5 protein-coding genes are annotated in these 12,022 nt (G+C 71.4%); 4 read left to right on the top strand and 1 reads right to left on the bottom strand.

The window, feature by feature from the left end; translation table 11 throughout:
- Positions 1-124: 124 nt before the first annotated feature.
- A complete protein-coding gene (locus FLL47_RS25340; protein ID WP_144123078.1) occupies positions 125-3,151 on the bottom strand; it encodes an AfsR/SARP family transcriptional regulator in 3,027 nt (1,008 codons plus the stop codon).
- A 247-nt stretch (positions 3,152-3,398) separates the two neighbouring features.
- Here FLL47_RS25340 and FLL47_RS25335 point away from each other — a divergent pair, with 247 nt between their 5' ends.
- From FLL47_RS25335 to topA, 4 genes are all read left to right on the top strand, one after another.
- A complete protein-coding gene (locus FLL47_RS25335) occupies positions 3,399-7,157 on the top strand; it encodes a S8 family serine peptidase (RefSeq protein WP_144123077.1) in 3,759 nt (1,252 codons plus the stop codon).
- 116 nt (positions 7,158-7,273) lie between these two features.
- Positions 7,274-8,290, top strand: a complete 1,017-nt coding sequence (locus FLL47_RS25330; RefSeq protein WP_246158574.1) for a helix-turn-helix domain-containing protein — start codon at positions 7,274-7,276, stop codon at positions 8,288-8,290.
- Position 8,291: 1 nt separating this feature from the next.
- A complete protein-coding gene (locus FLL47_RS25325) occupies positions 8,292-8,783 on the top strand; it encodes a hypothetical protein (RefSeq protein ID WP_144123076.1) in 492 nt (163 codons plus the stop codon).
- Positions 8,784-9,078: 295 nt separating this feature from the next.
- Positions 9,079-11,955: a type I DNA topoisomerase gene (topA, locus tag FLL47_RS25320; RefSeq protein WP_144123075.1), complete on the top strand. Its 2,877-nt coding sequence runs from the start codon at positions 9,079-9,081 to the stop codon at positions 11,953-11,955.
- Positions 11,956-12,022: the final 67 nt, after the last annotated feature.

Raw genomic sequence — 12,022 nt, 5'->3', positions numbered from 1 at the left:
GCCGGGACGGGTGGCTCGCCCCGTGCCGAGCCACCCGTACCTCCGACAGGAGTGACATTCGCAGGTGGCGCTGGAACTTTTCTGTAATAGACGGCCGTCGTGCCCGCCCGTGACCGCGGACGCGTCAGCGGTCGCCGTCGAGTTCGCGGATCTCGCGGGCGCCGTGGTCGTGGAAGACCCGCCGGGCATGCGCCCGCGCCGTCTGTGCCCCTGCCGTGTCGCCGCGGGCCGCCAGCAGCCGGGACCGGTCCAGGTCCAGGCGGGCCTGCCAGACCGGCACGTCCATGGACTGCCAGATGTCGTGCGCGGCGTCGAAGCAGGCCTCGGCCAGGTCGAGCCGGTGCTCGGCGAGATGGAGCTGGCCCAGCACGCGCAGCGTCGCGCCCTGGCCCCAGCGGTCGCCCATGGTGTGGCTGACCGACAGCGCCCACTCGAGCCGGGGCAGCGCCTCGCCGTGGTGCCCCCGGCGCATTCGCGTTTTGGCCAGCGCGCGCACCGCGTACGCCTCCATCAGTTCGTCGCCGAGTTCGTGGAAGATCTCGGCGGACTCGGCGCAGCGCCGTTCGGCGGCCGCCCACTCGTCCCTGGCCCGGTGGTAGAGACCGAGCGTGCGCAGCGTGTGCCCCTCGCCGAGCCGGCTGCCCGCCCGCCGGTACGCGGCCAGCGACTCGGTCAGGTCGGCCAGCGCCCCGTCGTAGTCGCCCAGCTCCAGGCGCACCGAGCCGGCGATGCGCCGGGAGTAGCCGATGCCGATGTCGTCACGGGCCTCGTGCAGCAGCGCCGCGGCCTGGTCGAGGAAGTGCACGCCCTCGGCGAAGCGGCCCGGCTCGCGGCAGGCGATGCCCAGCCCGGCCAGCGCGGTGGCCTGGCCGGGGACGTCGTTCAGCTCGCGGAACAGGCTCAGCGCGGCCCGGAACTGGCGCCGTGCCTCGGTGTAGTGGTCCTGGTCGTAGCGCAGCTGCCCCAGCTCGGTGAGGATCACCGCCTCGTCGTGCGGCTTGCCGGCGCGCCGGGCCGCGGTCAGCGCCGCCTCGATCACCCGGGTCCGCGCCGCGAACCGGTTCGCGCCCATGAACGCCGACGCGTTGCGGGCCGACGCGAACTCGAAGACCAGGTCGTGCAGGCCGAGCGCCAGCGCCCGCTCCACCCCGGAGGCCAGCGCGGACTGCTCCGCCTCGAACCAGTCCCAGGGGTCGGCGATGACCAGCGCGGTCAGCTCCTCCGCCACGTCGTGCGGGCTGAACGGCCGCCGCCACCGGATCTCGGCCGGCGGTGAGTCGACCGCGGCGCGGTGGATCAGGGCCAGCCAGCCGCGCAGCGCCCGGGCCACCGCGGCGGCCAGGTCCTGGGCGGGCTCCTCCAGCGCGGCGCACTCCCGGGCGTAGAGCCGGATCAGGTCGTGCAGCCGGTAGCGCAGCCCGCCCATCCGGTCCACGCCGACGAACTCCACCAGTTGCGCGTCGACGAGCTGCTCGACCAGCTCCTCGGCCTCGGCCGGCGAGGTCTCGACGAGCCAGGACACCACCCACGGCGAGAAGTCGGGCACGCCGAACCAGCCCAGCCGGCGCAGCGTGGTGCGGCAGTCGGGGTCCAGCGCGCGGTAGCTCAGCTCGATGCTGCTGCGTACGCCCACATCGCCGGCGGAGAGGTGGTTGAGCCGGCGGCTCTCGTCGGCCAGCCGGTCGGCCAGCGGCTTGAGCGGCAGCGCCCGCCGCCCGGCCAGCCGTGCGCTGACGATGCGCAGCGCCAGCGGCAGGTTGCCGCAGTACTCGACGATCCGCTGGGCCGCGTCGACGTCCTCGTCGACCCGCTCGTCCCCGGCGAGCCGCCGCAGCAGCAGCAGCGCCTCGTCGGGCTCCAGCACACGCAGGTCGGTCAGGGTGGTTCCGGACAGCCCGGCCAGGCGGTCGCGGCTGGTGATCACGACCGCGTTGCCGGCCCGGCCCGGCAGCAGCGGCCGCACCTGCTGCTCCGAAGCGGCGTCGTCGAGCACCAGCAGCATGCGGCGCTGTGCGAGCAGCGAGCGGTAGAGGTCGGCCCGCTCGCCGAGGCCCTCCGGCAGCTGGGCCTGCTCGACGCCGAGCGCGCGCAGGAACCGGGACAGCACCTCGCCCGGCTCGGCCGGGGCGTCGCTCATGCCGCGCAACTCCGCGTAGAGCTGGCCGTCCGGGAAATGCTCGGCCAGCCGGTGCGCCACCGCGGTGGCCAGGGTGGACTTGCCGGTGCCACCCGAGCCGGCGATGACCTGCACGGCCGGGGCGCCGCCCGCGGGCAGCAGGGCCTGCGCCAGCGCCTCGATCTCGGCGGCGCGGCCGGTGAAGTCGGCCGGCACCGGCGGCAGCTGGGCCGGCACCGGGTGCACCGTGCCCGGTCCGGCCAGCTCCGGCGCGTGCGAGGCGACGGCCAGCTGCTCGGTCTCGCCGCGCAGGATCGCATGGTGCAGCGCGTTGAGCTCGGGGCCGGGCTCCACGCCCAGCTCGCCGATGAGCACGTCGCGGCCCTCGCGGTAGCAGGCCAGCGCCTCGGCCTGGCGGCCCAGCCGGTACAGCACGGTCATCAGCTGTCCACGCAGGCGCTCGTTCGTCGGCCGGTGGCCTACCAGGACGGTCAGCTCGGCGACCAGGTCTCCCCACTGGCCGGCGGCGATCTCCGCGGCGATGCGCTCCTCGACGGCCGTGGCCCGCAGCTCGTCCAGGCGGGACGCATGCACGGTGAGCTCGGTGGCGTCCAGGCCGGACAGCGCCGGGCCCTGCCAGAGCAGGTCCGCCGCGCGCAGCAGCTCCGCGGCGGCGGGCTGGTCACCGGCGGCCGCCGCGGCCCGCCCCTGCGCCAGCAGCCGGGTGAACAGCTCGACGTCGAGGGACTCCGGCTCGATCCGGATCACGTAGCCGGGGGCCGCGGTCGCGATGAGGTCACCGGCGCCGTGTCTGGCGAACGTGCGGCGCAGCGTGGAGACGTACGTCTGGATCAGCGCGCGGGCGGTGTCCGGCGGGTCGTCGTCCCACAGGACGTCCACCAGCCGGTTGGCGGACACCACCCGGCCGTGCTCCAGGAGCAGGGCGGCGAGCAGCGCCTTCGGTTTCGCGCCGCCGAGCGGCACCGACTCGTCGCCGGCGTACGCCGAGACGGGTCCGAGCAACCGGAACTCCACCTCGCACTCCTCCGCCGCGCTACTAGATCGTTCCAGGGTACGGCCGGACCGGGGCTGCGGACCACAGCCCGGCGCGACATCGCAGGTCAGAGGCTAGCGCACGGAGCAGCTGACCAATTTGTCCAAGTTCACCCGGCGGGGCTTCGCGAGCACCGGTCCCACCTGCGGGTTGGCGGAGTTTCGCCATGGCGTAACCCCGCCAACGCCATCTATTCACTCCGTAACAACGGGCCGGTAGACCGTTGTCATGTTCTCCCCCTCACAGCCTTCCCGCTTTCGGCGCAGGCGCTGGCAGCTGATTTCAGCGGCCACCGCGGCACCGCTGCTGGCGGCGGGTATCGCCGTCCTGCAGGCACCCGCGGTCGCCGCGCCGAGCAAACCCACCACATCCGCCAAGCCGACGGCGACCCACAAGGTCACGCTGGTCACCGGCGACGTCGTCACGGTCACCACGATGGCCGACGGCAAGCAGATCGCCGATGTCGACCGGCCCGCCCACGCGGTCGGCGGCGTGAAGCTGCAGGAGATCAAGGGTGACCTGTACGTCATCCCGGACGAGGCGGCGTCGCTGCTCCACGCGAACAAGCTCGACCGGCGGCTGTTCAACGTCACCGACCTGATCGAGATGGGTTACGACGACGCGAAGTCGTCGGGCGTGCCGCTGATCGCGACGTACACGGCGGCGCAGTCGCGTGCGGTCGCCGAGCCGAAGGCTCCCCGCGGCAGCAAGCTGACCCGCAAGCTCAAGGGCATCCGCGGCGCGGCGCTGACCGCCGACAAGAAGCAGGCCCGCTCGTTCTGGACCACCGTCGCGCCACAGGGCAGCACGACGGGCCGGGGCAGCACGACGCTGGGCGAGGGCGTGGCCAAGCTGTGGCTCGACGGCCGCGTCGAGGTCAACCTCAAGGAGAGCGTGCCGCTGATCGGCGCGCCCGAGGCCTGGGCGGCCGGATACACGGGCAAGGGCGCCAAGGTCGCCGTGCTCGACACCGGCGTCGACATCAGCCACCCCGACCTCGCCGGGGTCATCGATGCCACGGCCAGCTTCGTGCCGGACGAGTCGGCGACCGACGACGTCAACGGGCACGGCACCCACGTCGTCTCGACGATCGTCGGCACCGGCGCCGCCTCCGGCGGTGAGCTGAAGGGCGTCGCCCCCGACGCCGACATGATCGTCGGCAAGGTGCTCGGCGGTACCGAGGGCTACGGCTACGACTCGTGGATCATCGCGGGCATGGAGTGGGCCGTCCAGCAGGGCGCCGACATCGTCAGCATGAGCCTCGGCGACACCTACCCGACCGACGGCAGCGACCCGATGTCGCAGGCGGTCGACGCGCTGTCCGCGCAGTACGGCGCCCTGTTCGTCATCGCCGCCGGCAACGCGGGCCCGGAGAGCATCTCCACCCCGGGCGCGGCCGCCTCGGCACTGACCGTGGCCGCCACGGACAAGTCGGACCAGCTCGCGTACTTCTCCAGCACCGGCCCGCTGGCGTACTCCGGCGGCATGAAGCCGGACATCGCGGCGCCCGGTGTGGACATCACCGCGGCCCGCTCGCAGCAGATGACCGACGGTGCCGAGGGCCTCTACCGCACCATCAGCGGCACCTCGATGGCCACCCCGCACGTGGCGGGCGCGGCGGCGATCCTGGCCCAGCAGCACCCGGACTGGACCGGCGCGATGCTCAAGGAACACCTGATGAGCAGCGCGAAGGGCCTGGCCGACTACTACTCGCCGTACGAGGTCGGCACCGGCCGCCTCGACGTGGCCACCGCCGTGAAGACCGCGGTCCGTGGCACCGGTTCGCTGTTCTACGGCAACTACACCTGGCCGCACGAGGCGAGCGACGTCGCGGTCACGAAGGACCTGACCTTCACCAACACCGGCGCCGTCGACGTCACGCTGAACCTGGCGCTGACCAACGCGGGCGGCCCGTTCACCCTCGGCGCCTCCTCGGTGACCATTCCGGCGGGCGCGAAGGCGACCGTCCCGGTCACCGGCGACCCGCAGGCCGCCGCCGCCGGAGTCCGGCACGTCGGCTACGTGATCGGCACCGACGCGACCACCGGCCAGCCGGTGACCCGCACCTCGGTCGCGCTGATCAAGGAGGACGAGCGCTACGACCTGAACATCAAGCTGATCGGCCGCGACGGCAAGCCGGCTTCCGGCTACGTCGGCGTCGCCATGGCCGGTGACCAGTGGCCCTACACGCTGTACGTCGAGGGTTCGGCCACGCTGCGGGTGCCCGCCGGCACGTACACCACCACGTCGTACCTGGACGTTCCCGGCGAGAAGCCGGACCGCACCGGCGTCGCCACGCTGGTCGACCCGGAGACGGTGCTCAGCAACGGCCCCGCCGACGTGGTGCTGGACGCCAGCAAGGCGCGCCTGCTGCAGACCGACGCGCCGCAGCGCACCGAGGACCGGCAGCGCAAGGTGGACTTCAACGTCCACTTCACGGGCATGGACTCCTGGTTCGACGTGCGCAGCGCGTTCCAGGTCCCGCCGGCCTACGACGACCTGTACGTCTCGCCGACCGAGCCGATGACCAAGGGCGAGTTCGTGCTGACCACGCGCTGGCGCAAGGGCGAGCCGATGTTCAGCCTGAGCGCGCTCGGTGGTCTGATCGACTTCCCGACGTTCGTGCAGGCCGGCTCGAAGCTCGACACCGCCACGGACCGCCTGGACGCCGTCTACGCCGGCAAGGGCTCCGTGGCCGACTTCGCGAAGGTCAAGGCCAAGGGCAAGATCGCCGTGGTGGAGCGCAGTGACGAGGTCACCGCGGCCGAGCGCGTCGCCAACGCGATCGCCGACGGCGCCAAGGCCGTCGTCATCGTCAACGACCGCCCCGGCACCCTGCTGGAGTACGTCGGCGAGTCCACCGTTCCGGTCACCTCGGTGCACCGGGACCTGGGCAAGGTTCTGATCAACATGGCGAAGCTGGGCCTGTTCACCTTCACCGCCAAGCGCGTGGAATACACCCCGTTCGTCTACGACCTGGCCCGCGACTACCCCGGCCAGGTGCCGGACAAGCCGCTGGTCTACCAGCCGAGCCAGCGGGACCTCGCCAAGATCGACGCCCGGTGGTTCAACGCCGGTGAGCCGGCCGACGGCTCGGGCTACCGCTACGACCTCACCCTCAGCCCGTCGCTCGGCTTCCACGAGCGCGAGTGGCACCCGGGCACCCGCACCGAGTGGGTGACCCCGGGCCAGGTCTGGGTCGAGTCGCACGGGCAGTACCTCGGCAGCCCGCTGCCGTGGGAGATGGTGTCCGGTGTCAACACGTTCGCCAAGGGCAGCACCACCCGCACGGACTGGTTCGCCCCGGCGACCCGGCCCGGGTTCAGCGACTCGTTCGGTGTCTACAACTCGCGTGCGCAGAACTACATGACCTGGAACGTGCAGGCATGGAGCTCGCAGAGCGACACCATGCGGCTGGGCGGTTACCTGCCGTGGGGCGAGGTGCCGAGCCACCTGCAGGTGTTCCAGGGCGACACGCTGATCCACGACAACGCCTACAGCGCGGACATGCAGTGGAAAGAGGTGCCCGCGGGCAACCTGCCCTACCGCGCCGTGCTGGACGTGGAGCGGCCGGGCGAGCAGTTCCGGCTGTCGACCCGTACGCACAGCGAGTGGACGTTCATGTCCGACACCGTCGACTCGGATTACTTCCAGCCGTTCTCGGTGCTGAACATGGACTACCTGCTGGAGACCGACCTGCACGGTGACGTGAAGGCCGGCGATCAGCAGCAGATCCGCCTGCACCCGGTGTCGATGGACCTGGGCACCGTGCCGGGCAAGGTCACCACGGTGACCCTGGACGTCTCCTCCGACGACGGCAAGACCTGGAAGAAGGTCAACCTGACCAAGGGTGCCGACGGTTACTGGACGGGTTCGTTCAAGGCGACCGGCAAGTCCGGCGGCTTCCTGTCGATCCGCGGCAGCGCGGCGACCGACGCCGGGTTCAGCGTGAAGCACGAGATCATCCGGGCCTACGGCCTGCGATGAGTTTCAGCGATGGGCCCCGGGGAGGCGACTCCCCGGGGCCCTTCCCGTCACCTGGCTCGCCAACAGGGGCTATTCAAGATCTGCCGGTATGGCGCATACTCTCCCCGCCGCTGCTGATGGAGAGGGGCAGGTCGCCGATGCTCGGTGCGCTGGGACTCGAACCCGACGAGGAGTTCGTCTACCGCGCGCTGCTCGGTCGGCCCAGTGCCACCGCCATGCTGCTGGCCGATCTGCTGGACCGCCCCGAGGCCGAGGTGGAGAAGGTCCTGTCCCGCCTGGTGGAGTGCGGCCTGGCCATCCGTTCCGGCGGTGAGGCGTTCGCGGCCGCGCCGCCCGCGATGGCGCTGGGCGCGCTGATCACCGAGCGCCGCGACGGGCTGCGCATCGCCGAGCAGGCGCTGATCAGCCTCGCCGAGGAGCACCGGGCGGCGGTCGCCGGACGCAGCATCAGCGAGCTGATCGAGGTGGTCTCCGGCGTGGACGCCATCCGGCACCGGTTCCAGCAGGTGCAGCAGGCCGCCCGCCACGAGATCCGCAACTTCGTGACCTCGCCCTACATCGCCGTGCCGCCCGGCTCGAACGCGCAGGAGGACGCCGCGGCCGCGCGCGGGGTGCGGTTCCGGGTGGTCCTGGAGCGTTCGGTGCTGGCCGAGCCGGGCATCCTCAACGAGGTCGTCGACTCGCTGCAGCGTGGCGTGGAACTGCGGGTGGCCGACCGGCTGCCGATGAAACTGATCCTCGCCGACGCCGACCTGGCCCTGGTGCCGGTCACCGCCCCGCTAGTGCTCCCCACCGGCGGCGAACCGGGCGCGGTGCTGCTGCACCGCAGCGGTCTGCTGGCCGCGCTGGAGGCGCTGTTCGAGACGGTATGGCAGCGTGCCTATCCGCTGGAACTGTCCGGTTTCGGATCGGGCGGGCTACCGTACGTCGAGCTGGACATCGACGGACCCACCGAGCTCGACCGCCGTATCCTGTCCCTGCTGCTGTCCGGCCTCACCGACCAGGCGGTCGCGACGCAGCTCGACCTGTCGCTGCGCACCCTGCAGCGCCGGCTGCGCCACCTGATGGACCTGGCCGGTGTGGAGACCCGCATGCAGCTGGGTTGGCACGCCGCCCGACACGAATGGGCGTGACATGAGGCGACCGCTCCTGCCGCTGCTCGCTGCGGCGCTGCTGCTGACGTCCGTGGCCGGCTGCGGCGATGATGACGACGCGATGCCGCTGCGGCCCGGTGAGGCGCTGACGGTCGACGCGGACCGGCTGGTCCGGCAGCTGATGGAGATCGACTTCAAGGACCGCACGACGATGGACGCGGTGCCGGTGACGTGCAGCGTGCGCTCGTTCGGCGCGGCACCCGAAGGGGCGGGCAATGTCGGGCAGCTCACTGTGATCTGGGCGAAGACCGTCTGTGGCGCGCCCGGACCGGACGGTCAGCTGAGCCTGTCGATGGTCCCCGTCAAGATCGTATTGGGTGGGCAGCCTGAGCTGTTCATCCCGCAGGATGGCGCCTCGAACGCCGATGACCTGGAGAAACTCTTTCCCGATCTGGGCATCGACCTCGCCGGGGAGTGGTCGGAGTTCCCGGAGATGCGCGCCGAGGCCGAGGCACGGGCGAGCGGGCGCTGAGCGCGGCTCATGCCGGTCGGATGGTTACCACCCGGGAATCCCCCTTGTCCGTATTGTGGCGGGGAGTATGGTGTCTGCGGTCACAGCAATGTGCCCGTACGTCGATGGGGTGCGCAACCCTCGGCGCACACTGAGCGTTACCTTGGACATCCGCGGACCGTGTCGCGGCAGCGACGCCCACCGTGCACCGACCGCTGCGTAACCTCAGACCGAGCACCTCTGACCGAGCCACCACCTCAGACCGGCGCCGTCATTCTGGCGGCGCCAGCCACCCGGACCACTGCGGAGAAGAAACGTGCCGACAGCTTCCAGGAACCGTCTCGTCATCGTCGAGTCTCCGGCGAAGGCGAAGACGATCTCGGGCTACCTCGGCCCGGGTTACGTCGTCGAGGCGAGCCTCGGGCACATCCGCGACCTGCCAGCCGGCGCGAAGCAGATGCCGGAGAAGTACAAGAAGGAACCGTGGGCCTACCTGGGCGTCGACGTCGACAACGGCTTCGCCCCGGTATATATCGTCAACCCGGACCGTGCGAAGCACGTCACGCGCCTGAAAGCGCTGATGAAGGACGCCGACGAAGTCCTGCTGGCGACAGATGAGGACCGCGAGGGCGAGGCGATCGCCTGGCACCTGGTGGAGACGCTGAAGCCCAAGGTGCCGGTCAAGCGGATGGTCTTCCACGAGATCACCAAGCCGGCCATCCAGGCCGCCGTGGCCAACCCGCGCGACATCGACCGCGACCTGGTCGACGCGCAGGAGACCCGGCGCATCCTGGACCGGCTCTACGGCTACGACGTCTCCGCGGTGCTGTGGAAGAAGGTGCAGCGCGGCCTGTCCGCGGGCCGCGTGCAGTCGGTCGCGACCCGCATCGTGGTCGAGCGGGAGAAGCAGCGGATGGCGTTCCGCGCCGCCGACTACTGGGACATCACCGCCACCCTCGCGGTCGAGAAGGCGAGCGAGACCGGCCCGCGTACGTTCACCGCGACGCTGATCGCGCTGGACGGCGACCGCATCGCCACCGGCAAGGACTTCGAGCCGACCACCGGCCGGCTGCGCCCCGGCTCGGGCGTGGTGCAGCTCGACGGCGACGGCGCGCGCGGTCTGGCCGCCCGGCTCGACGACCGGCCGTTCACCGTCACCAAGGTCGAGGAGAAGCCGTACCGGCGCAAGCCGTACGCGCCGTTCATCACCTCGACGCTGCAGCAGGAGGCGGCCCGCAAGCTGCGCTTCTCCTCGGCGGCGACGATGCGCACCGCGCAGCGGCTGTACGAGAACGGCTACATCACCTACATGCGTACCGACTCGGTGAACCTCTCCGAGTCGGCGATCGCCGCCGCGCGCACCCAGATCGCCGAGCTGTACGGCTCCGGCGCGGTGCCGCCGCAGCCCCGCCGCTACACCGGCAAGGTGAAGAACGCGCAGGAGGCGCACGAGGCGATCCGCCCCGCGGGCGACACCTTCCGCACCCCGGGCTCGGTGCGCGGCGAGCTGTCCACCGAGGAGTACCGGCTCTACGAGCTGATCTGGCAGCGCACCATCGCCTCGCAGATGTCCGACGCGGTCGGCATGACGATGAGCGTGCGCATCCGCGCGACCACCGCGCAGAACGAGGAGGCCGACTTCGCGGCCAGCGGCCGGACCATCACCGACCCCGGCTTCCTGCGGGCGTACGTGGAGTCCTCCGACGACGAGTCCGCCGAGGCCGACGACGCCGAGCGCAAGCTGCCGGTGCTGGTCAAGGACCAGAAGCTGACCGAGGAGGGCCTGGAGGCGGTGGGTCACACCACCCAGCCGCCGTCCCGCTACACCGAGGCCTCGCTGGTCAAGGCGCTGGAGGAGCTCGGCATCGGCCGCCCGTCGACGTACTCGTCGATCATGCAGACGATCCAGGACCGCGGCTACGTCACCAAGCGTGGCCAGGCGCTGATCCCGACCTTCGTCGCGTTCGCGGTGATCGGGCTGCTCGAGCAGCACTACCCGCGGCTGGTCGACTACGGCTTCACCGCGGCGATGGAGGACCAGCTCGACCAGATCGCCGGCGGCGACGCCACCGCGCTGGAGTTCCTGACCTCCTTCTACTTCGGCTCGCCGACCGCGGAGGTGGGCTCCGTGGCGCAGGCCGGGGGCCTGAAGAAGCTGGTCACCGAGCACCTCGGCGAGATCGACGCGCGCAGCATCAACTCGATCAAGCTGTTCACCGATGACCAGGGCCGCGACGTGGTGGTCCGGGTCGGCAAGTTCGGCCCGTACCTGCAGCGCGGCCCGCAGGGCGGCAACGGCAAGCCGGCCGCGCCCGCGGCCGAGGACGCCACAGACATCCCGGCCGACGAGGGCGGGCAGGACGCGGAGACCCCGTCCGACGGCGACCGGGCCTCGATCCCGGACGGCATCGCCCCGGACGAGCTGACCCCCGAGAAGGTCGACGAGCTGTTCCTCGGCGGCGGCGGCGAGCGCAAGCTCGGCGAGCACCCGCAGACCGGCGAGCCGGTGGTGCTCAAGTCCGGCCGGTACGGCCCGTACGTGTCCAGCGGCGAGACGAACTCGTCCCTGCTGAAGACGCAGGTGCCCGATCAGCTGACCCTGGCCGAGGCGCTGCGGCTGCTGTCGCTGCCGCGGCTGGTCGGCAAGGACGCCGAGGGCCAGGAGATCTTCGCCAAGAACGGCCGGTACGGCCCGTACATCGAGCGCGAAGGCGACTCCCGGTCGCTGGAGAACGAGGAGCAGCTCTTCACGGTCACCCTGGAGCAGGCGCTGACGCTGCTGGCCGCCCCGAAGCAGCGGGGCCGCCGCGCGGCGCAGCCCCCGCTGCGGGAGATGGGCGTCGACCCGCTCACCGACAAGCAGCTGGTCATCAAGGACGGCCGGTTCGGCCCGTACGTCACGGACGGGGAGTCCAACGCCTCGCTGCGGCGCGGGCAGACTCCGGAGAGCCTGACCATCGAGCAGGCCAGCGAGATGCTGTCGGAGAAGCGGGCCAAGGGTCCGGCTCCGAAGAAAACTCCGGCGAAGAAGGCGCCCGCGAAGAAGGCGACGGCGGCCAAGGCGACGAAGGCCACAAAGGCTGGAGCTGCGAAGAAGGCCACCACGGCCAAGGCGGCGACCGCGAAGAAGGCCGCCACGGCCGCTACCAAGAGCGTGCCAAAGAAGGCTGCCGCGAAGAAGACAGCAAGCTGACCGCTTACCGACCCTGCCCAGGGTCGTTGACCCTGGGTAGGGTGTCGATGCGAGCGTGGCGACCGGT

This window comes from Catellatospora sichuanensis (genome assembly GCF_007483665.1).
GTDB lineage: Bacteria > Actinomycetota > Actinomycetes > Mycobacteriales > Micromonosporaceae > Catellatospora > Catellatospora sichuanensis.
Note: the sequence above shows the minus strand (reverse complement) of the source record. Positions and strands in the feature narration are given on the sequence as shown.

Bases quoted from the DNA above. Each gene is read 5' to 3' on its own strand.
- FLL47_RS25330 (WP_246158574.1), top strand. From the start codon at position 7,274: ATGGAGAGGGGCAGGTCGCCGATGCTCGGTGCGCTGGGACTCGAACCC.
- FLL47_RS25325 (WP_144123076.1), top strand. From the start codon at position 8,292: ATGAGGCGACCGCTCCTGCCGCTGCTCGCTGCGGCGCTGCTGCTGACG.
- FLL47_RS25335 (WP_144123077.1), top strand. From the start codon at position 3,399: ATGTTCTCCCCCTCACAGCCTTCCCGCTTTCGGCGCAGGCGCTGGCAG.